This window comes from Sorangium sp. So ce295, from assembly GCF_051527405.1.
Classification (GTDB): Bacteria; Myxococcota_A; Polyangia; order Polyangiales; family Polyangiaceae; genus Sorangium; species Sorangium cellulosum_B.
Genome location: NZ_CP150324.1, coordinates 13,603,928 through 13,624,330, shown reverse-complemented (window position 1 = coordinate 13,624,330; position 20,403 = coordinate 13,603,928). Strand labels below are relative to the sequence as shown.

Sequence of the window (20,403 nt, the reverse complement as noted above, 5' to 3'; positions counted from 1 at the left end):
CGGGAGGACGGCGCGTGGTATCCTGATCTCCGCGTGAGCAATCCGCTGATGCCGGGCGCCCTGGTGGCAAGTCGCTATCGGGTCGATCGCCAGCTGGCCGAGGGAGGCATGGGGGTCATCTGGGCCGCCACCCACCTCGCGGACGGCGAACGTGTGGCGCTGAAGCTGCTGCGCCCCGGCACGGCGGAGGACGCGTCGACTCGGCGGCGCCTCGTCCGGGAAGCGCGCGCGGCGGCGGCGGTCGATCACCCGAACGTGCCATCCATCCACGACGTGCTCGAGCTCGACAACGGGACGCCGTTCCTCGTCATGGATCTGCTCGAGGGCGAGTCGCTCCGCGACAAGCTGCTGCGCGAGGCGCAGATCCCGCTCCCCGAGCTGTCGCGCATCCTGCTGCCGGTCATCTCGGCCGTCGGCACCGCGCACGCGCTCGGCATCGTCCACCGCGACCTCAAGCCCGACAACATCTTCCTGCTCACGCCCGACGCGGCCGCGCCACGAGCCTCGCCCGGCGCAGCCGCGGAGCACCCGAGCGGCGCGCCGGCGCGCGGCTCCATGGATTCCGCGGACGCGCGGGAGGCCGCGCAGCACGACGCCCGCGTCAGGGTGCTCGACTTCGGCATCGCCAAGGTCACCGCGGCGCCCGGCGAGACCAGCTGGTCCTGGGGACGCACCGGGAGCGGCGAGATGCTCGGGACCCCGTACTACATGTCGCCCGAGCAGATCCTCGGCGAGCACGACGTGGATCACCGCGCCGACATCTGGTCGCTCGGCGTCATCCTCTACGAGTGCCTCACCTCGGTGCGGCCCACCGAGGCCGAGAACATGGGCAAGGTGATGAAGCGCATCCTGACCGGCTCCATCCAGCCGATCGGGGAGAGCGCGCCGACGCTGCCCGCCGACGTCGCGGCCATGATCGATCGCATGCTCAGCCCGGACCGCGCGCAGCGCCCGGCCGATCTCCGCGAGGTCGGCGCGCTCCTCGAGCGCTACGCGGCCGTCGCCCTCCGCCCCTTCGGCCCCCCGGCGGCGCCCAGGGTCCCGGAGAGCGACTCGCTCGTGCCCAGCGCCCGCGCCAGCGACCCGCTCGTGCCCAGCGCCCGCGTCAGCGGCTCGCTCGCGCCCGACGGCCGCATCAGCGACGCGTTCCCGGCCAGCGCCGCCGATCTGGACGGGGAAGCGTCGACCGCGACGCTGCGCGCAGGCAGCCTCCTGCCAGCGCCGCCCTCGAGCAACCGGCCGCGCGCGCGCGGCGCCGGAGCGGCCTCCCTGGAGGCGCCGCCCGACGCCGCGGCGCTCTCCTCGCCGGAGACGGCCGGCGCCACCGCCGCGCTCGCCGAAGAGGGAGCGGTCGCCTCGTCGGCAGGAGCGCGCCGCGCGCAGCGCGCAGGGATCAAGCTCGTCGCCGCCGGCGTGCTCATCGCCGCCGGAGCAGGCTTCTCCCTGCTTCGCTGCTCCGCCTCGTCAGCGCAAGAGTCGCTACGCCACCCCGTCATCGCGCCAGCGACGCCCGCTCCATCGAACAAGGAGTGATCCGGTCAACTCCGGATCTGCCGGAGAGCCATTGAGGGAGCTGCCTGAACGAGCCAGCGTCGAGCTCGCCTTGATCCGGTTGTGACGCGATACGCCAGCGCTCTGCCGGCGCGGATTCCTGTTGCGCCGGGATCTTGAACGCGGCGACGCTCCCGCACCTCAGGAGAGCGTCATGCCCAGCGATGTCATCGTCCGGATCCGTTCGCCCCGAGGGTTCGTCGACCTGCCTGGCACCGTGGATGCCGTCGGGCCAGCCGCGTCCTCCGCCTTCGAGGAGCGAAAGTCCGCGCCAGGCATTCACCTGCTCGCGGTCGCGATGAGCGACAGCGATTATGCCATCTCGCTCTCGGCGCCGGTCCCCGGGGACAGCCTTACGGCGCTCCGGGAGGGCGAAGGCAGGGCGGTGCTCATCGTGTTTCCCGGCCACTCGCCCGTGCGCCGGCGGCTGCGCGCCGTCGCCGTCTCCAACGTCGAGGTCGTGCCGGATCCGGGCGTGGCGTCGCAGGCGGCGCCGATCGACCTGAACGCGGGGCGCGAGGGCGCCGCGCCGCTCTGGCTCCTGCCCGCCGGCGTGTTCAGCGCGAGCCCGACCCTCGGCCCCGACGGGCCCGCCGCCCGCGATGCCCTCGTCACCGCGGCCCGGTGGATCTCGTCGCGCCGGACGAGCACCCTCACGCAGCTCTTCCCGCCGAGCGCGTTCCACCCGGAGGAGCCGGTGCGCAAGGAGCGGCTCTCGGCGCGCCGGGGCGCGGCGCTGCTGGATCAGGCGCGCGCGGCGCTCGAGATCGCGGCCGTGGGCGGCGAGGAGGCGAGGCGCGATCCGACCGCCGCGGCGACCCTGCGCTCGGCGGCGACGACCGTCCTCTCGCACCTCATCGCGACGTCGCTGGACGACCGCGGCTTCGCGCCGGTCGCGGAGCGCGCCGCCGAGGAGATCCTCGCGCTCATCGAGAGGGAGGCGGGCGACGAGACGGCCCGGCCGGCGCTGCGCGCGCACGCGATCCACCTGCTCCAGCTGCGCGCCCCGGGGCTCACGGCGGCCCAGCAGGACCGAGCCCGAGGGCTCGTCCGCGGGCTGCTCCGCGAGGCGCCGCCGTACGACGAGCTCACGGGACCGTGGAACCTCGCGATGTGCGGCGCCTCGGAGTTCCACGAGGGCGAGTGCAACATCCTCGTGTCGACCCACGGCTTCAAGGAGATCGCCCTCCCGCCCGAGGCGCCCCCGTCGCCGAACGGCTGGAGCCCTTACCGCGCCTTCGAGGCCCCCTTCAAGACGCCCGCCGGCGAGCCCATCCGCGTCTTCGCCCGCGCCGCGACCCCGCGCGACGAGAACCTCGAGATGGGGATGGCGTTCTTCATCGGGGTGCTCATCAACCGGCACGCCCAGCTCGGCGCCTTCGACCTCCGCGCGGCCGCGGTGCAGGTGAAGCAGGAAGGGTACAAGCTGATGATGAACTCGCAGTGCGCGGGGCTCACCACGCGCTTTGCCGTCTCCCAGATGTTCCCGGACGCGGACATCTACTCTTCGTGGGACTCGACGTATTTCAGGGCCGGATCGGACGGGGTGGTCACCTCGTCCGAGGGGGTCGACTGCTTCGTCGCCGCGCTGCGCGGGATGAGCAAGCGCGCGTCGCACGCCGAGCTCGACGCGCGCCTCCGGAAGGCGCAGTGGCCCCACCCGCAGGCGCAGATCGCCGGGTTCTCGCAGTTCGTCGGGCCCTCGCACCCGCTCGTCGTCGCCCGCTACTCCGACGTGAACCGGGACGGGCGCGCGGACTACTACGACGGCTTCCTCGACTTCCAGCTCGCGGACATCGCCGAGGACATCGAGGCCTCGATGACGCCGCGCGACCCGGGGGTGAGCGCGTCTCAGATCGGCGGCGACGGCGCGGCGGGCCTCAACTGGGCGGCGGGCAGCCTCAATCGCGTCGCGCAGTACTCGGACATCTGGGCGGGGCTCGCGGGCCAGAGCGAGCTCTATTATGCCTTCCAGTCGGGGGGCTTCTTCAGCCACCGCGAGCCGCCCCACGACGTGCCCACGGGCGGCGCCGTGCAGCAGGATCTCGGTCGGCTCCCGGCCGTCACCCGCTTTCAGCAGAGCAACGAGGCGCTCGGCGGCCTCTCGGTCGAGGTCATGTTCCACAGCCACCTGAGCCACGCGGCCAAGGAGCTGAAGCGCCTGCTCTGCGCGGCCGACGCCATGCGCCGCGCCTTCGATCTCGGCCACCTCTCCGGCGGAGGGGCCCTGTCCACGCCGAGGGGACAGCGCTGCGCGATGCTGCTCACGATGGCTGGCCTTCTGGAGTTCCCCGCGGACCAGAACCGCATCGACGGCCTGTGGTCGATGGCGCTCAAGGCGCTGCGGCTCCCGCAGATCTCCCGCAGCGCGGTGCGCGCCTGCATCACCGAGGAGGACCACGAGCTGTCGAACTACTACGGATCGCAGCGCGGGCTGGCGCAGCTCCTCTCGGCGCTCGAAAAGAGCGATCCGGGCGCGTTTCAGCAGATCGGGAGCGAGGATCCGCTCGTGGGGAGGCTTTCGGAGATCGACCTCTCGGCCGAGGGGAAGCCGGAGGGCTGAGCTTGAGAGCGCAGGTCGGGGGCTGAGGCGGTCGTCGCACGCGTCGTGCTGGCGCAGCTCGTGACGGCCGGACGGAGACAGGGCGAGGGCGCAGCGCTACCGAGCGCGGGCGAGCAGCGCCTCGAGCTCCCGGATGCGCCGCTCGGCGGCCTCGCGGGCCGCGCGCTCGGCCTCGGCGTCCCGCTGCGCGGCCTCGGCGTCCCGCTGCGCGGCTTCGGCCTTGCGCTGCGCGGCTTCGGCCTTGCGCTGGGCGCGCGCCGCCTCCCGGCGGGCAGCTTCCTTGGCGGAGCGCTCTGCCTCTTCCGGGGTCAACCAGCGCTCCGCGCCGGCCTCGTCGGTGCTGAGGTCGAACGACGCGCCGGCCGGCGTCCGCGCGGCGTGAAGCCACCCCCGGAGGAGCTCCGACCATGCGGGCCCCTCGCCGGCATGCACCTGCACGAACATGGCGTCGTCCACGCGGCGCCAGATCTGGATGCGGAACGGGCCGCCGTGGGCGCGCGGGCCCTCGTGGAACGGGTCGAGGATCCACAGCTCCTCGACCCCGCAAGCCGCATACTTCTGCGGCGCGATGACGTAGTCCTTCGTCGGGTGCTGCGCGCTGACGATCTCCACGGAGAGCCGCGGCGCGACATGGCCCGTCTTCCAGAGCCTCAGGCTGCGCACCGCGTCCCCCTCCGGGGGCGGCGGCTCGACGACGTAGACGTCCGGGTCGACCCCGAGCTGCGGGTGCTTGCGGTCCCAGCGGACGGCGAGGTTGCGGCCTATCTTCACGGTGCGCTCGGCACGGGCTGCCCAGCCGAGCAACAAGCCGCGGATGCGCTCGCTCAACAGATCGTGGGGGCTGGACTCGGGCACCGTCTCCTCCGTCAGCACCCAGCGCTCGAGGTCCGGGACGACCTCGGAGCGGCGGATCACGCGGAGAGACGGCGGCATCGGCCCAGAAGGTAGCACGGGGCTGGGGGCGCGCGGCGCGGCGGGCGAGGTCGGCGGAATCCTGGGTGCGGTCATGGGAACACCTCCCCCCGGCGCGGAAGGGGCCGCGCTGCGGGGTGTCTCTGTTAAGGAGTTCCGGGCGGGCGGGGCGGGTGATTTCGGAAAATGCGTCGTCGCGTCGTGAGCCACCGACCGACGCCATCGGGAGCGTCGGCGCGGGGCCGGCGACGGTTCCCGTCGCGAAGGACGAAGCGATGGCGACGAGGGCGGAGTGAGCCGAGCGGGGCGGGTCTCGCGCCAGCTCGATCTGCTCGATTGAGCCGCAGGAGCAGCTCGCAGCCGCCCACGTGGGTACCACTGCCGGACACCGCTTGAGCTCAAGGCATGCTGGCGATCGCGACGGAGGTGAACCCACTGCGGCTGGTGTCGACTCGAACGGGAATCGTCCAGTCCGTGCAACCGGTGTTGCCCACCCCCAGCGCTGTACAGCGCGTATGCTCGATGCGTGCGGAATTCTGGCTCACATAGGCGAGCTCGACAACGGCTTCGAAGCCGGGCCCCCTACCGGTGCCTCGGGCGATCGCCGGTGAGCCCACGATGCGAAACGGGTTGCCACCGGAGTCGACGAACGGCAGTGGCGCGGACGGAGACCAGGTGTTTGCATTCCGGCGGTAGAAGCTCGTACGCAAGTGCCCAGCCGGCTCGCCCTCGCCGGCTCGGTAGGCGAGCGCGGCGTCGCCTCCAGGCAACGCTGCGAGCGCGACCGGGGCCGCCGTCGTCGCGGAGCCAAGTCGGACTGGTGTCCCCCAGTTCGTCGCCCCGTTGCGCGTTGTCCAGAATATCTGATTCCCGACGACGACGACCATGAGCAGGTCTTCGCTGCTCGTGGCGATCATCGCGACCGACGAGGGCGGCGTCCCGCCCATGCCACTGAGGTCCGGCGTTCCTCTATCAACCCACGAGTTCATCCCGGTCCGCTCAAATGCCCGTCCGGCGCTCGGCGCATTGACGGGGAAGGCCATCCATGGACGCTCTGTCTGAGGCAGCACCGCGAGACCGAACCCGATCTCGTTCACCCCCGGGGACTCGACGGAAGCCGCCGTCTCGGGTGCTGCCGACCAGCTACCTCCCGCGAACTGGAGATAGAAGTAGTTGTCCAGCGGATCGGGCATCCCCGTCACGTCCTCGAAGTATGCCGCACTTGTCCGTGTCCCGAGCGAGCTGAGCACCGGCGCGCCTGTCGTCATTAGCTCGGTGCCCAGCGGAGCCGCGAAGGGCGACCACGTCTCGGTCTCGTATGACCACCGCGTGTAGCGCAACGGGGCCGCCCCCTCAAGCTGGGAGTCTCGCACCAGCCCGATCCCTTCCGCGACGTTCAGCGTCAACGCCGGCGGCGACCCGGTCGATGCACCGCTCAGCGCCGCCGCGGTCCAACTTCCTCCGGGATGGAAGTGAGCGCCGACGAGCGAGACGGTGTCCCCCTGGTTCGTGCTGCGCCTACCCAGGATGAGCACCGTGTGCCGCGAGCAGATGCGCCGCGTTCCGTCGTTGGACAGCGTGCAGAGCGCCCCCGGCGCGCACTCGGAATCGCTCGTGCAGCTCGTCGCGCAATTGCCGGCCATGCACACATAGTTCCCGCATGGCGTCATGTCGGACATGTGAGCGTCATCAGGACACACGCCGCTCACTCCATTGCAGCTCTCCGCGACGTCGCACCCCCCCGCCCTTGCCTCCCTGCACTCCGCTCCCGCCGCACTCACTACGTCTCGCGGGCAGGCCGTGTTCGTGCCATCGCACGTCTCCACCACGTCGCACGTCCCCGCCAACGCTCGACACACTGTATCGCGCGGGACGGTGGAGCACGTCCCCAAGCTCCCACTCAGGTCACATACCTGGCAATCGCCGTCGTCGCCGCCACCGCATGCCGTATTGCAGCAGACCCCATCGACGCAGTGCCCGCTCGCGCACTCGACCCCGTCGGCGCACGGACCACCGTTGGCCATGAGCGTCGTCGAGCACGTCGCGCCGACGCAGGCCATCGGCCCGCAGCTCGCCGAGGGCGCATCGACGCACCGCCCCTGGCCATCGCAGGTATCCGCCTGATTCAAGGTGACGCCGTCCGCCGCGCAGCTCGCGCCGCGGCACACCGTACCCGTCGGATGCAGCTGACACGAGTCCTCCCCGCTGCACACGCCGGTCATCCCACAGGTGGACTCGGACTGCGCCGCGCATTCGTTGTCAGGATCTTCGCCCATGAGAACGCTCGCGCACTGGCCGTTTCGGCCGTAGCGCTTCTTGTCGGCAGAGCAGGCCTGACAGGTTCCCGTGCAAGCGGTATCGCAGCAGACGCCGTCGACGCAGTGCCCGCTCGCGCAGTCGCTCGCGCGCGAGCACTGCTGCCCCTCGTCCTCCTTCGTCACGCAGCGCTCGCCGTCGCAGTACGCGGTCGGCGCACAGTCCTCGATACGCCCGCACCGCTCCAGGCAGGCGCCGGCTGAGCAGCGGTAGTTTCCGCAGCTCGCACCGGCGCCGTCCACGCACGCGCCGTCGCCGTCGCAGAGGCCAGGGCTGAACGCCGTCAGCCCGTCTGCGCTGCATCTCGCCGATGCGCACGTCGTTCCACCGGCATGGAATTCACATCGACCGAAGCCGCTGCAGAAGCCGGTCGTGCCGCAGGTCGTCGGCGCCTGGTAAGCACACTCGTTGTCCGGGTCACGCCCAGCCCCGATGAGCCCGCAGGCGCCGTCAGGACCACCACCCGGCCCCTTCCTCGCCGCGGTACAGGCCTCGCACGCCCCGTTGCACGGAAGATCGCAGCACACGCCGTCCACGCAGATCCCACTCAGGCACTCCCTCGCTGCGCCGCACGTCGTGCCGTTGACCTTCTTCGCGACGCAGGTCAGCCCGTTGCAATAGGCCGTCGTGGAGCAGCCCGCATCGCCCACCCGCGAGCAATCGTGCTGACAGGCCCCCGCAAAGCAGACGGCGTTCCCGCAGTCCGTGGTGCCCGCCTCAGCACAGTCGCCCGCGCCGTTGCAGAGCGGTGCGCGGGAGGCGCCCGACAGGTCCGCCGTGCATGCGGGCTCGCCGCACGTCGTGCCCACCGGATAGAGCTGGCACCGCCCTCCGCCGTCGCAGAACCCGTTCGTGCCGCAGGAGTTGCGCCCTGCGTCGGAGCACTCGTTGTCCGGGTCCGCCATGGGCGTGATGGGCTCGCAGCGGCCGTTCTCTCCCCGACCTTTCTTCGCGTTGCTGCATGCCATGCACAGGCCGGCACAGTCCGAATCGCAGCAGAACCCGTCGACGCAGTTCCCCGAAGCACACTCGCCAGCGTTCTCGCACCGAACACCGGGCCCCTTCTGCGCGCAGAAGCCGTCCGTGCAGACATTGCTCGCGCAGTCACCGTTCCCGACGCAGCGCTGACCGACGGCGCACTTCACCGAGCACGGGCCGCCACAGTCGATGTCCGCCTCAGTGCCATTGCGGACGAGGTCGGCGCAGGTCGGCTCTGCGCAGGTCTGCTCGACGCACACGCTGCTCAGGCAGTCCCTCCCCGAGAGGCACCGTGCGCCGCTGGTGCATCGTGGACATGAGCTCTCTCCCCCGCAGTCGGTGTCGGTCTCGCTCCCGTTCCGCACCCTGTCCGTACAGCTCGATACCTGGCAGATGGAGTTACTGCATCGAGAGCTCCTGCAATCCCGGTCAAGGACGCAAGCCCTGCCGTCATCGCAGCTCGCGCAGCCTGCCCCGCCGCAGTCGGTGTCGGTCTCGCCGCCGTTCCGCACGTCGTCGTCGCAGCCAGGCGAGATGCACACGTGGCTCGCGCAGACGAGGCTCCCGCAGTCGCGCGGAATGTCGCACGACTGACCGATGGCGCAGGCGATCGGGCAGCTGCCACCACAGTCGATGTCCGCCTCGCTGCCGTTCCTCCGCCTGTCGTTGCACGTCGCCGCGCGGCACGTGCCGCTCTCGCAGACGAGGCTCTCGCAGTCGGAGTCCTGGTTGCACCTCTTCCCCGGCGCGCACGTCGCCCCGCACACCCCTCCGCAGTCAGCGTCCGACTCGGCGCCGTTGAGCACGGTGTCGAGACAGCAGAGATTGCCGTTGTCGATGATGCCGTTGCAGTCGTTATCGACGCGATCGCACCCCTCGAGCACGGGGAGGTTCACCTGGCGGCACTTGAGCTCACCGCCCTCGCAGGTCTTGACCCCGACCGCGCAGGCGCCCCTGAGCTCCGGGTTCTCGGTGATCAAGCACTGCTCTCCGCCGCCGGGGTTGCCATCGTCGGGGAGGCCGTTGCAGTCGTCGTCCACCCCGTTGCATTGCTCCGCCGCCGCGAAGATGGTCTGCTGGCAGTCGAGGCCCTTTGGACCGCACACCGTGATACCGTTGCGGCAGGGACCGAGCACGCCGGACACCGAGCAGGGCAGCCCCTCGCCCAGATCGCCTTCGTCGATCTCCTCGTTGCAGTTGTCGTCCCCCAGGTTGCATATCTCGGGCCTGGGCAGGGCATATCCCTTGCACGGCCCCCACGTCCCAGCGTCGCACACCTGCGTGCCCGTCGCGCACTCGCCAACACCTGCCACCGCCGGGTCTGGATGACAGCTCTGGGTGTTTCCGTCGACGCAATCGCACGAGTCGTCCGGCACCCCATCGCAGTCCTCGTCAAACCCGTTGCACTCATCGATCCCAGGGAGCGCGTCGCCCTTGCAGTCGCCCCAGGCGCCGCCGTCGCACGTCTGCTTGCCCTGCTTGCAGCTCCCCACCCCGAGCGTCGATTCCCTGCCGCCGTAGCAGAATTGCTCCTGTCCGGGCGCGCACTCGCACCCTTCATCCACGGCGCCGTCACAGTCGTTGTCGCGCTCGTCGCAGATCTCCTCGGAGGGCAGGAGATCGCCAACGCAGTCCCCCCAGACGTTGTTCGCGCACTCCTGGATGCCTGTGTGGCAGAGCCCTACGCCGCGCGTGAGCGGCGATCCGCCATAGCACTCCTGCCTTTGGCCCGCCTCGCAGGCCGACCCCTCATCGACGACGCCGTCGCAGTTGTCGTCGATGCCGTTCGGGGTCTCGTCATTCATCCCCGCCTGGGGGCCACAGGCGTCCGGCAGGCCCTTCTCGTCGCAGGCGGGCACGAGGAGGTGGCAGGCGCCGACCCCGCACTGGAGCGGGGGAAGCGGCGCTCCGCCGTTGCACGGGTTGTCACCGTAGTCGGTGTCGATGCCGAGCACCGCCGTGCAGCTCAGCACACCGAAGACGAGCACCAGGCCCGCAGCGAATCGCCAGTACGCGCGAATCACCATGTCCACGTCGCCCCCACGTAGCCTTCGGACCGTCCTGACGCGCCCACGAGGATCACGGGCGTAGAACGCCTCACGATCGTAGGGCCGTTCGCTCTGCCGAGCCGCACACGTTCAGGCTCCGTCACGAGGAGCAACACCACCCCCGCAACGCCGACGAGACCGATAGGTAGCGCCATCGTGCTCACCACGCCCATCGTGGCGGCACGATCCGCGGCGCCCTCGCCCTTCTCATTGCAGAAGCCGCCCGCGCAGTTCGTCGTGATCGTATCCTTCTGCCCCGCCGCCACCACGCCCGTCGCCACGCTGGTTGCTATCCCGCCGAGCCCCAGCACCCCCGCCGCGATGTACCCGCCGAGCCTCCACCCCGACATGCCGTCGTCGACGGCGGGCGGCAGCAACACCGGCACAGGCTCGAGCGGCCGGCTATATCGCACCGTCTTCGCCTCATCGCCGGGCTGCGCCACCGTCAGATCGATCGTCAGGCGCTCTTTCCGGTTCACGAAGAACCGCCTGTCCCGCGGCGGCCCCCCGGGCGGCTCGGTCCTCACCCACTGCTCTCCCGGATCGACCGGCATCGGCACCCCGAGCACCACCGGCACCGCGTCCGGGCTCGCCTTCGACGACCGCGTCACCTTCGTCCCCTTCGGCGCCGCCTCCGGCAGCCGGAACGTCACCCGGGGGATATCGGCGTCGAGCCGCTCCCGCCTCTCCAGCGCGAGCTTCTGCCGCGCCGCCTCGTCCTGCTGCTCCGGAGGGGACAGGCGCTCGAGCGCGTCGAGGTATTCATCGTAGTGCAGCGCCGCCGTGGCGATGCGCCCCGCCCGCTCCTCGCACTCGGCAAGATGAAACAGCGTCCGGGGCCGCTTCTCCAGCCGATAGCTCTTGCGAAGCAGAGGACACGCCGCGTCGTGACGACCGGCCTGAAGGTCTGCCATCCCTTTCTCGAAGAGCTGCTCTGGATCGCTCGCGCTGGCCGGCGCCGTCGACCCCAGCAGCGCGCACCCCAGCAGGACCGCCGCCGCCCAGCTGCCAGACCGACAGCCGAGTGAACGACGCGGCGAAGAGGAGAGTTGGTCGGACCCCGCGCAGGTCGAAGCGGACATCTCAGGTGCTCCATCGAGGTGGCATGAAGGTCATGGCGCCTCCGCGCCCGTCGTGCGCAGCCGGCATCTCCTCCACAACCAAGTCCCCGCTGCATCTTACGTGGGTGCCTAGCGCGGGCCAACGGAATAGTGCGCGGTCACGAGCCCCATAGCCGCCGGCTCGCGCGGCGCGAGACCGAGCCCGTCTCCTCTCCTGCGAGCCCCTCCGAGGTCGTTCCTTCCTCAGATTCCTCAGACCCCGGCACACCGCGCCGGCCCTGCACACATGAACATCTCGACAAGAAGAGGTAATTCGTGTGTCGGACTCGTTGCCAGTGCGCCTGAAGCATTCCGCGCGCGCAGCACCGAACCAGCCGGCGCCGTGTCGTTCGACGCGGCGCTCATGGCTCGTTGCAGCAATCGGGCGAGCGCCTCGCCCGCATCGGCCGCTTCACCGGCCTCTGCAGTTTATTTCCATGCGCCGCGCGCCCCCAGTTACCATCGCTTCCATGCCGTACCCGACCGGCGTCCGGGGGCGCCGGAGTTCGCTCCGCCGCATCCTCGGGGCCCTGCTGGCGGCCTGCGCGCTTATGGGTTGCGGGGGCGGGGTGGTCGCTACTCGCCTTCTTCTCGAGATCCGCATCGCCGCGCTGGCGAACCAGAACTCCCCGATCCCTGTCACGCTCCTCGCCGTCTATGACACGAAACTGTTCGAGCGCCTCGCCGAGATGTCGGCGAAGCAGTGGTACGAGCAAAGGGATCAGCTCCGGCGTGATTTCCCTGGCGGAGACGCGTTCACGGAGTGGGAATGGGAGTTCGTGCCCGGGTACACGCCGCCTCCCGTCGTGGTGGAGATCCCCCGAAACGCGAAGCCGCTCGTGTTCGCCAATTACCGCGCGCCCGGATCCCACCGCATCCGCCTCGGCTCCCAGCAGCGGATCCGGATCGAGCTGCAGGACGGCGACTTCGCCGTGACCACCCTCGAAGCCCTGGAGCAGAACCGATGACCGCGGGCAAGCTCCCGACGCGCCGCGCCACGGACAGCCACGCTGCCAGGCAGCCACGCCTCGCCAGGAGAGCTCACGCATGAGACGCCCCGCGGAAGTCCCCGCCGCCGTCCAGTGGCACGACGGCATGCTGCTCTCGCCGCAGCACTTCCAGGAGGCCGCGCGGCGCTCCGAGCGCCTCCTCGATTACCACCTCGGGCAGCTCCACCCGTTCCATTACGGGGTCCACCACCTCGAGATCGACGCCGGGCTGCTCGCGAGCGGCACGCTGCGCGTCCTCGAGGTCGAGGCCGTGCTCCCCGATCACCTCGTCGTCCATCACACCGCGCGCGATCCCGAGCTCCAGGTCGACCTCAAGCCCCACGCCGCCGAGCTCGCGGCAGGCCCCCTCACCGCGTACCTCGCCGTTCCCAAGGAGCACCTCGGCGGCGCCGCGACCGGCGGCGATCTCGCCCGCTATCGCTCGATCGAAGGAGCGCCGGTCCCGGACGACAACACGGGAGAAGAGCCGCTCCCGATTCCGCGCCTCGTCCCGGTGGCGCGCCTGCTCGTCGCGGCCGCGCCGCCGGCCCGCTTCGTGTGCCTGCCCGTCGCGGAGCTGCGGCGCGAAGGGGAGGCGTTCGTGCGCACCGAGTACCTGCCGCCAAGCATGACCGTCCCCCTCACCTCGCCGCTCGGCGCGATGTGCGGCCAGATCACCGCGCGGCTGCGTGAAAAGGCGCTGCGGCTCGCCGACAGGCTCAGCGCGCATTCTCGCAGCAAGGAGCGAGACGTGCTCGAGGAGCTGCGCCGGCAAATCCACGCCCTCGTCACCGCCTTGCCCCCCTTCGAGGTCGTGCTCGGCACGGGCAGATCTCACCCCTACGCCCTCTACCTCGCGCTCTCCTCCCTCGTCGGCCACCTCGCTGCCCTCGCCCGCATGCCGGTCCCGCCCGTCCTGCCCGCTTACCAGCACGACGATCTGCGGGTCACCTTCAGCACCGCGCGCGACCACGTCTTCCGCCTCGTCGACGAGGGCATCCTGGAGTCGTTCACGGCTCACCCCTTCGACTTCGGCGATGGGCGCTACCAGGTGGAGTTCCAGCGGCGCTTCGCCGGGCGGCCCGTGCTCGTCGCCGTGCGCGGCCGCCGCGGGGCGCAGGAAAAGGACGTCGTGAGCTGGGTCGAGGGCGCGCTCATCGGCTCGGCGCGCCGCGCGCGCGAGATGCAGCAGAGCCGCGTGCTCGGCGCCGGACGGCGGCGCGTCGATCGCCACGGGGATCTGATCGCGCCCGCAGGGACCGTGCTCTTCGAGCTCGAGCCGTCGAGCCCATACCTCGATCTCGGCGAGCCGCTCCTCATCTTCAACACGGGAGATCCCTCCGCGGCCGCCGGGCCTGCAGAGCTCGTCCTGTACGTGAAAGCGACCGACGAGCGAGCATGACGGCAGGAGCCACAGCCACCGTGGAGACGCCACGACGGGAGGCCCCGGCCCCTCTCCAGGGGAGCCCCGTGCAGGCGCTCGCGGGGAGCACGCTCCTGCTCGACGCCTTCCATGCGTTCTACGCCGAGGTCGTGCGGCAGCGACAGCTCGTCACCCTCGCGCACGGAGGGCTCGCGCCAGGCATCGAGACGGTGCGGCAGCGCCTCGTCGACTTCCTGGAGACCCAGGCCGTCTCGCTCGGCCGCAAGCTCACCAAACACGAGCTCCGGGCCTACGACGACGCCCAGTACGTGATGGCCGCCATGGCCGATGAGCTCCTCCTCCAGGCCGAATGGGACGGGCGGTACGCATGGGCGGAGCGCCCGCTGGAGGCGCACATCTTCCACACCTACGTCTCCGGCGAGCGCATCTTCCGCAAGCTCGACGACGTGCTCTCCGGACACGACGCGGCCCCCTCCGCGCTGCTGCTCGTCTACCTCGCCGCCCTCGCGCTCGGCTTCCAGGGCAAATACCGCGCGCTCGGCCTGCGCGACAAGCCCGAGCGGTACCGGCAGGACCTGGCGCTCCACCTCCAGCGCGTCGATCCCACCCTGGCCACCGGGCTCACCGAGCTCTGCCCCCAGGCCCACGCGCACACCCTCGGCGGCTCGTCGCGGAGCCGGCTGCCGTCGCTGCGCGCCGGCGTCGTTCCGCTCGCCGTCGTCGCGGGCTTGCTGGCGCTCGCCGCGCAGGGGGTCTGGCTGTACCGCGTCGATCGCGTGGTCGAGGAGCTCGACCGGATCGAGGGCGCGCCGTGAGCTGGCCCCTCGCGATCGCCCTCGCGCTGCTCGTCGCCGCGCTCGTCGGGCTGGCGCTGTTCCTCCGCGCGCGCCGCCGGCGCCCCGCGGCAGGCGCCGCGCCGATCGGCGATCTCGAGCGCGAGATGGCGCGGCTCTTCACCGCGGCGCGCGCGGCGCTCAGGGCGTCGCCCGACGAGATCCCGTGCTTCCTCGTGCTCGGCGCCGCCGGCGCCGGCAAATCCACGCTGCTCGCCGGCGCCGGGCTCACGCCGCGCTCCGGGACGACCGCGCGCTCGCTGGGCGATCCGTCGATATGCCAGGTGTGGCTCTTCGAGCGGGCGATCTTCGTCGAGCCGGCGGGGCGGCTGCTCGCGAACGAGCCGCAGGGCGGCGGGGCGCCGCACGCGTCCGGCTTCCGCGCCGTCCTCGAGGCGATGCGGCGCGCGCGCTCCGATCGGCCCGTCGACGGGATCCTCGTCGCGCTCTCCGCCCGCGACCTGCTCGACAGCGACGGCGCGGCGCCGGCCCAGCAACGGGAGATCGCCCACCTGCGCCAGCGGCTCGACGAGGCGCAGCAGCACCTCGGGATGCAGGTCCCCGTCCACCTCGCGATCACGCAGAGCGACCGGCTCGACGGGTTCGACCGCTTCGCGCACGAGCTCGACCTCGATCTCCGCCAGGCGACGCTCGGCTGGGCGCAGCCGGGCGCCGCCTGGGTCGCAAGCACCGCGGGCCTCGTCGACGAGGCGCTCGGCAGCGTCGGCGCAGCGCTCTCCGCGATGCAAGCGCGCCGCCTCGCGGCGGACCGGCCGTTCGTGACGGGCGTCGAGGCGTACTTCCTCTTTCCGGACGCGCTCCTCGCGCTGCGCGAGCCCCTGAGGCGGTCGCTGGAGGACCTCCTCCGCCCGGACGATGGCGGCGAGCCCGTCGCGGTCCGGAGCCTGTCCTGGGTCGGCCTGGAGCCGCTGGCGCAGGCCGAGCCCGCGCAGCCCGCGACGCCATCGGAGCGGCCGGCCGGGCGACGGGCGCTCTTCGCGCGGGATCTCCTCGAGAGGAAGGTGATCGCCGAGGCCTGCCTGGCGCGCCCGACCCGCCTCACGCTGCAGCGGCGGCAGCGCGTCGTGCGGGCGCTGAGGATCGCCACCGTCGCGCTCGCGCTCCTCTACAGCGTCTTCCTCGGCCTCGAGAGCAACCGCCTGGAGCGCCACGCCGCGTCGCTGCTCCCCTTCCTGAGCGACCTGGCGGCGAGCCTGCGCCACATGAAGCTCGAGGACCCCAGCGCCGACCCCTCGGGCGCGGTGCGCGCGGAGCGATCCGTCCGCCTGCTCCAGGGGCTGAGCGCGATCGAGGGCACGCGGCTCCGCTCCGCGCTCGTGCCCGGATCGTGGCTGAGCGGCATCGACGCGCGGATCGAGCAGGCGATCGCGAGCGCCTACGAGCGGGTGATCCTCGACGCCTTCCGCGTCGGCCTCCACGCGAGGACGGGCCCGCTGTTCGGCGAGCCCCCCGCGCTGCCCCCCGCGGGCGCGGAGATCGCCGCGGCCACGTTGGAGCGCACGCCGGAGTACGTCGCGCTCGAGGCCTGGCTGCGCGAGGCGGCCGCGTTCGAGGGGCAGGTGGCGCGCTTCGAGACGCTCGTGGCCGGACCGCCGAAGGATCCCACGGCCGAGGCCGGCGACGCGCGCGTCCAGAGCGTGGCCGATCTGACCGAATCCGTCCTCCAGCACAGGCTCCCGCCCGCGCGCACGACGGCCTACCAGCGGCGCGCGCTCCTCGCCATCCCGCCCCTCGCGCCCTTCGGCCTCGACGCGTACCGCGATCCGGCGCGCGCCCGGTCCGATCGCCTCTTCAGCCAGCTCTACCAGCGCATCTCGCGGACGCTCGACGAGGCCGCGCTGCGCGCGGACGTCGACGCGCTCGTCCGGGGGCTGAAGGAGCTCGAGCGCGGCGGCCCCGAGTACCGGTCCGCGAGCCTCGCCGCGCTGCACGACGCGATCGCGCGCACCGAGGCGCGGCTCGCCGCGCCCACCCTCTCCTGGGTCGCGGCCGACAAGCTCCCGCCGAACGCCGCGCTCGATCGCCTGCTCGCGGCGGTCCGCACCTTGAAGCTGCTCGGCGATCCGGCCTACGGCCTGGTGAAAGACGACGGCGAGGGGCGGCTCCTGCTCCTGAAGAGCTACCTCGGGGGCGCAGAGACAGCGCTCTCGGGGCCGCTGCTCGTGCGCAAGGAGGGCGAGGTGCAGCTCCAGCTCTCGCCCTTCGTCGCCGCCCTGAAGGAGCCCTCGACCGCGCTCCTGCGCCAGCGCTTCATGGAGCCCGTCGACAACGTGGATCCGCTGCCGGCGACCCTCGACGACGCGCGCCTGAGCTGGAACGTCGAGGAGCTCAAGGAGGGCGCGAAGCGCCTCAAGGAGTACGAGGCGTTCGCGCAGGAGGAGGGGCTCAAGAGGTTCCCGGAGAAGGTGCGGGGCACGCTCGGGGAGCTCGCCCTGCGCAACCTGCGGGACAACGTCCTCGCCGCGGTGGGCAAGGCCGCGCGCCGGGAGATGGCCCCGCCTCCGAGCGAGTCGCGCCGCGTCGAGACGGTGCGCGCCGACGTCGGCACCCTCGCGCTCGCGAGCGAGCCGCTGCGGGAGATCCTGGCGGCCGCGGGGCGCCTCGGGCTGGAGGAGGTGCGCGATCGCGTCCGCGCGCTCGTGCGCGGCCAGGGCGCGTACCTGCTCACCCTCGCCAGCCGGACGCTCGAGGCCGACGGGCTCTACGAGGTCAAGAACGGGACGTTCCTCTGGTGGAACGGCGAGCGCAGCCCGGCGTTCGAGGCGTTCGGCCTCGCCGACGGCGACGGGGCGCAGCTCGCGGAGTACGCGGTGGCGCAGCGGGGCCGGGCCGACGCCCTGACCCGCGCGCTCGCCGAGCCCGTCCTCGGCTTGCTGGAGAGCGCCGAGGTCGCGGCCGATGCCCGGTCCGTCAACGGCATGGCGCCGTGGCAACACATCGTCGGGGCGCTCCGCGATTACGAGGGGAAGAAGGCCGGCAACAGCGTCGCCGCCCTGGAGCGCTTCCTCCTCAACGACCTGCCCACGGTCACGTTCGAGAACTGCATCGCGCAGATCGAGCGCGTGCCGGTCGACGTGCGCTCGGACGACTACTTCGCCAGGCGGCGCCGGCGCATCCTCGTCCTGCTCCGCGATCGGTGCGCCACGCTCGCCACGGAGGAGATCCGCACGAAATACCCGAGCCTCCGCCGCTCGTTCCACCGCTCGCTCGCGGACCGCTTCCCCTTCGCGCGGCTCGAGCCGGGCGTCGAACGGGAGGACGCGAACCCCGATGACGTCCGGCTCTTCCTTCAGAGCGCGAGCGACTTCCGCAAGCGCTTCCGGCCCGTGCTGTCGCTGCGCGGCGGCGCCGCCGCCCGCGACGTCGTGCGCTTCCTCGACCGCATGGAGAAGGTGCGCGAGTTCCTCGCGCCGATGTGGGCGCAGGGGGACGCGACGATGGATGGCTCCTTCGACGTCACGACCACCTTCCGCGTCAACCAGGCGCGCGAGGTGGCGGGCAACCAGATCGCCGAGTGGAGCCTGCGGATCGCCGAGGAGCGGCTGTTCCTGGGCGGGCCGAAGCCGACCGCCACCTGGCGGCTCGGCGACCCGGTCCAGCTCACGCTCCGGTGGGCGAAGAACAGCCCCGACGTCCCGTCGGTCGAGCAGAACGCCGGCGCGGTCGCGAAGGAGCGGACGGCGACCTTCGAGGCGAGCGGCCCCTGGGCGCTCCTCCGGCTCATCGCGACGCACACGCACGCCGCGGAGGAGGCGGAGCTGAAGAAGGAGGACGCCGTCGCCAACATCCTCCAGCTCGTCGTGTTCACGATCCCCGATCCCGCCGGCGGCTGGCTGGAGCGGGCCGGCACGACCGGCGGCTCGGCCCGGGTGTTCGTGCGGCTCGGCCTCGTCGGCAAGGAGAAGGACAAGCAGCTCAAGTACCCCGATTTCCCGACGACCGCTCCGGTGCTCGACAGCGAGTAGCGCGGCAGCAGCGACGAACGAGGCACGCATGGCAGAACGCACCATCGCAATCGACATCGAGCGCCTCCTCGCGCCCATCTCGCAGGCAGCGCCCGCCGGGGCGCCGCTGCGCTACGAGGGCACCTACGATCGCGTCCGCGAGGCCCGGCGCGAGGACGATCCGACGCTGCCGCAGGGCGTGTGGGCGACGCGCCTCAAGACGGCGGACTGGAGGCTCGTGGCCGAGCTCTGCGCCGAGGCGCTCGCGCGGCGCTCCAAGGACCTGCAGATCGCCGCCTGGCTCACGGACGCGTGGGCGCAGATCGGCGGGATCGGCGCGGCGGCGCCGGGGCTCCGGCTGATCGCGGGGCTCTGCGATCGCTACTGGGACGCGATGTTCCCGGCGCTCGACGACGACGGCCTCGAGGCGCGCGGCGACCTCGTCGGCTGGCTCGACGAGGCGCTCGCGCGGCGGCTCCGGATGGTCCCGCTCCTCGAAGGCAGCGACGACCGCCCCCCCTGCACGCTCGCCGACTGGGAGAGCGGCCGGATGGACGGCGGCAGCCCGGCCGAGGGCGCGCGTTCGGCCGAGCCCCTCGCGGCGCGGCTCTCCCTCGTCGATCGCTCGCGATGGACAGCGCTCCAGCGCGACGCGCGCGCCGCCCTGTCCGCGGCCGAGGCGCTGGAGCGGAGCCTCGCGGCGAGGATGGACCGCCCCCCGGTCCTCCACCGGACCCGCGGCGCGCTGCGCCTGCTCGGCGCCGCGACGGCGTCCGCCCTCGGCGAGCCCGCTGACGACGCGCCGGCGCCCGCCGCGGGAGAGCCCCCGGCGCAGAGCGCGGAGGACCCGGCGCCCGCGCGGGGTCCGGGCCTGGCGATCCAGAGCCGGGTGGAGGCGTATCGCCGGCTCAACGAGGCGGCCGACTACCTCCTTCGCACGGAGCCGCACAGCCCCGTCCCGTACCTCGTGAAGCGCGCGATCTCCTGGGGGAACATGTCGCTCGCGGAGCTGCTCGGCGAGTTCGTGTCGAGCGCCGACGACCTCGTCGCGATCTACCGGCTGCTCGGCATGCGCGGCCGGGAGGAGGGCGACGCCGGATGATCTCATGAGACCACCGGCGCCGGCCCGATCCGCCGATCGGTCCCCGGCCCGGCCGCGCGAGGGTGGATTGGCCCCGGGGAGAGCGTCCGCGCGAGATGCACGCTCGACCGAGGCCGCGGGAGAAAGGAACGACCATGGCAGAGAGCAAGCAACAATGGCTGAGCAGGAACCGCCCGCCTCGGGTGCAGATCACCTACGACGTCGAGACCGGCGGCGCGATCGAGAAGAAGGAGATCCCGTTCGTCGTCGGGATCATGAGCGACCTGTCCGGCACCTCCGAGGCGCCGCGGCCGAAGCTCAAGGACCGCAAGTTCGTGGAGATCGATCGCGACAACTTCAATGAGGTCCTCGCCGCGGTGGCGCCCGAGGCCACGTGCCTCGTCGACAACAAGCTCACGGACGAGGGCGGCAAGCTGAAGGTCAGCCTCTCCTTCAAGAGCATGGATGACTTCCGGCCCGAGCAGCTCGTCGAGCAGGTAGAGCCGCTGCGCGCGCTGCTCCGCGCGCGGGAGCGGCTGAACGATCTGCTCGCGAAGCTCGAGGGCAACGACGATCTGAGCGGGATGCTCAAGCAGGTCGTCGAGGACACGAAGAAGCTCGAGACGCTCAAGCAGGAGCTCGAGAAGGGCCGGGGCGGCTGAGCCGCGATCTTAGGACGGGAA

The 20,403-nt window shown here is 71.8% G+C and carries 11 protein-coding genes; 8 read left to right on the top strand and 3 right to left on the bottom strand.

What is annotated here, in order from left to right:
* The first annotated feature begins 33 nt into the window (after positions 1 to 33).
* Together WMF11_RS51530 and WMF11_RS51525 are read left to right on the top strand one after the other, a co-directional pair.
* Positions 34 to 1,533 (top strand): protein kinase domain-containing protein, encoded by a 1,500-nt coding sequence (locus tag WMF11_RS51530; RefSeq protein WP_437906361.1) that lies wholly within the window; start codon positions 34 to 36, stop codon positions 1,531 to 1,533.
* A 172-nt stretch (positions 1,534 to 1,705) separates the two neighbouring features.
* On the top strand, positions 1,706 to 4,114 hold the full coding sequence (locus WMF11_RS51525; protein WP_437975995.1) for a hypothetical protein: 2,409 nt from the start codon (positions 1,706 to 1,708) through the stop codon (positions 4,112 to 4,114).
* 96 nt (positions 4,115 to 4,210) lie between these two features.
* Here WMF11_RS51525 and WMF11_RS51520 read toward each other — a convergent pair whose 3' ends face one another.
* The 3 genes from WMF11_RS51520 to WMF11_RS51510 form a co-directional block, all read right to left on the bottom strand.
* Positions 4,211 to 5,047, bottom strand: coding sequence for a Uma2 family endonuclease (locus WMF11_RS51520; RefSeq protein WP_437975994.1), 837 nt, complete (start codon positions 5,045 to 5,047; stop codon positions 4,211 to 4,213).
* 377 nt (positions 5,048 to 5,424) lie between these two features.
* Complete coding sequence (locus WMF11_RS51515) at positions 5,425 to 10,347, bottom strand: MopE-related protein (RefSeq protein WP_437979417.1); 4,923 nt, start codon at positions 10,345 to 10,347, stop codon at positions 5,425 to 5,427.
* Positions 10,341 to 11,282 (bottom strand): hypothetical protein, encoded by a 942-nt coding sequence (locus WMF11_RS51510; RefSeq protein ID WP_437975993.1) that lies wholly within the window; start codon positions 11,280 to 11,282, stop codon positions 10,341 to 10,343. Before WMF11_RS51510 ends, WMF11_RS51515 begins: the two co-directional genes overlap by 7 nt.
* A 656-nt stretch (positions 11,283 to 11,938) precedes the next feature.
* Here WMF11_RS51510 and WMF11_RS51505 point away from each other — a divergent pair.
* The 6 genes from WMF11_RS51505 (at position 11,939) to tssB (ending at position 20,382) form a co-directional block, all read left to right on the top strand.
* Positions 11,939 to 12,436: a type VI secretion protein gene (locus WMF11_RS51505; protein WP_437714904.1), complete on the top strand. Its 498-nt coding sequence runs from the start codon at positions 11,939 to 11,941 to the stop codon at positions 12,434 to 12,436.
* 79 nt (positions 12,437 to 12,515) lie between these two features.
* The gene (gene tssK / locus WMF11_RS51500; RefSeq protein ID WP_437714903.1) at positions 12,516 to 13,859 is read left to right on the top strand and encodes a type VI secretion system baseplate subunit TssK; all 1,344 of its coding nucleotides are present in this window, start codon (positions 12,516 to 12,518) and stop codon (positions 13,857 to 13,859) included.
* A gap of 20 nt (positions 13,860 to 13,879) precedes the next feature.
* Positions 13,880 to 14,656, top strand: a complete 777-nt coding sequence (locus WMF11_RS51495; protein ID WP_012241953.1) for a DotU family type IV/VI secretion system protein — start codon at positions 13,880 to 13,882, stop codon at positions 14,654 to 14,656.
* Positions 14,653 to 18,660 (top strand): type VI secretion system protein, encoded by a 4,008-nt coding sequence (locus tag WMF11_RS51490; protein ID WP_437975992.1) that lies wholly within the window; start codon positions 14,653 to 14,655, stop codon positions 18,658 to 18,660. Before WMF11_RS51495 ends, WMF11_RS51490 begins: the two co-directional genes overlap by 4 nt.
* Positions 18,661 to 18,688: 28 nt before the next feature.
* Complete coding sequence (tssA, locus tag WMF11_RS51485) at positions 18,689 to 19,741, top strand: type VI secretion system protein TssA (RefSeq protein ID WP_437975991.1); 1,053 nt, start codon at positions 18,689 to 18,691, stop codon at positions 19,739 to 19,741.
* 134 nt (positions 19,742 to 19,875) lie between these two features.
* Positions 19,876 to 20,382, top strand: coding sequence for a type VI secretion system contractile sheath small subunit (tssB, locus tag WMF11_RS51480; RefSeq protein WP_437906354.1), 507 nt, complete (start codon positions 19,876 to 19,878; stop codon positions 20,380 to 20,382).
* Positions 20,383 to 20,403: the final 21 nt, after the last annotated feature.